Origin of the sequence: Roseovarius gaetbuli, from assembly GCF_900172365.1 — a bacterium.
Taxonomy (GTDB): domain Bacteria; phylum Pseudomonadota; class Alphaproteobacteria; order Rhodobacterales; family Rhodobacteraceae; genus Roseovarius; species Roseovarius gaetbuli.
In genome coordinates, this window is sequence record NZ_FWFJ01000112.1 from 1 (window position 1) to 1,391 (window position 1,391).

Here is a 1,391-nt window from a genome sequence, read left to right on the forward strand (position 1 = left end):
GTCTGATGGTGTGGACGGCTCCACCCGAACGGCATCTCAATGTGCCATGCTGGTGCTGTTTGCAACCAACAGAGAGAAGGAGCCATCCACATGACTATTACAACACTCGGGATCGACATCGCCAAGTCCGTCTTTCAACTCCACGGGGTTGATGCTGATGGCACGGTTATTTTGCAAAAGAAGCTGCGGCGTGGCGCCGTGCTCAGCTTTCTCGATCAGTTGGATCCCTGCTTGATCGGCATTGAGGCCTGTGCCACATCGCATCATTGGGCGCGTGAGATTGCGGCGCTTGGTCACGAAGTCCGGCTGATCCCTCCGGCGTACGTGAAACCATATGTGAAGCGGCAGAAGAACGACGTGGCCGACGCTGAGGCGATCTGCGAGGCTGTCACCCGGCCGAACATGCGGTTTGTTCCAGTGAAGACCAAGGAACAGCAGAGTGTCCTGGTCCTGCACCGGTCGCGCGATCTTCTGATGCGGCAGCGCACGATGATCCTGAATGCGATCCGGGCACACTTCGCGGAGTTCGGGATCATTGCGCCGCAGGGGCCACGCAAAGTAATCGAACTTGTCGCTCGCCTTCGTGATGATGGCAATCTGGGACTGTCGGAGGTCGCCCAGTCGGCGCTCTTCGCCTTGGCGGAACAACTTGAGAGTCTGGCTACCAGGGTGCGGGCTATCGAACAGCAACTGCTGGCATGGCATCGGCAGAATGCTGCGAGCCAGCGGCTCGAAACGATCCCCGGTGTAGGCATCATCACCGCCACAGCGCTCACGGCCAGCGTGCCCGATCCAGCCGTGTTCAAATCCGGCCGACAGTTCGCGGCCTACCTGGGTCTTGTGCCGAGACAGAACTCATCAGGCGGCAAGGACCGTCTTGGGCATATATCGAAGATGGGCAACGGCTACCTGCGTCGGCTGCTGGTGGTTGGCGCAACTTCAGTGACCCGGCGAGCAGCTTCCAATAACACGCGAACGGGCGTCTGGGTCAGATCGCTTCTCGAGCGCAAGCCAACGCGGCTCGTCACCGTCGCCATCGCCAACAAGACCGCCCGAACCGCCTGGGCTTTGCTAGCAAAGGGAGAAAATTACAAAGCAAAATTGGCCATCTGAGCACAAGAGAAGATTACGGCGACTGACATCGCCGCAAAGAGATGCAAGGGCAGAAGTGAGTGATGATGATCAAACGGGACCGCTGCCGGGACACCCCGAGGTGCTGCCTGGGGTTCAAACCTCGTTAGTCTGATTGGGACCCGGCATGCGGACTTCATCAAGGCCAGCGGTCACATACACCGCGCAAACAGGCCGGACAAATGACCGCAACCTGCGACGATCAACATCAGCTCAAATTAACCCTTGCAAAACAGGAGCCGTCCACAAATGGCAGCACC

General features: G+C 58.6%; 1 protein-coding gene. It reads left to right on the top strand.

Going from position 1 to position 1,391, the window contains the following annotated elements; all coding sequences use genetic code 11:
- The first annotated feature begins 90 nt into the window (after positions 1–90).
- Positions 91–1,113, top strand: a complete 1,023-nt coding sequence (locus ROG8370_RS19800) for an IS110 family RNA-guided transposase (protein ID WP_085828825.1) — start codon at positions 91–93, stop codon at positions 1,111–1,113.
- Positions 1,114–1,391: the final 278 nt, after the last annotated feature.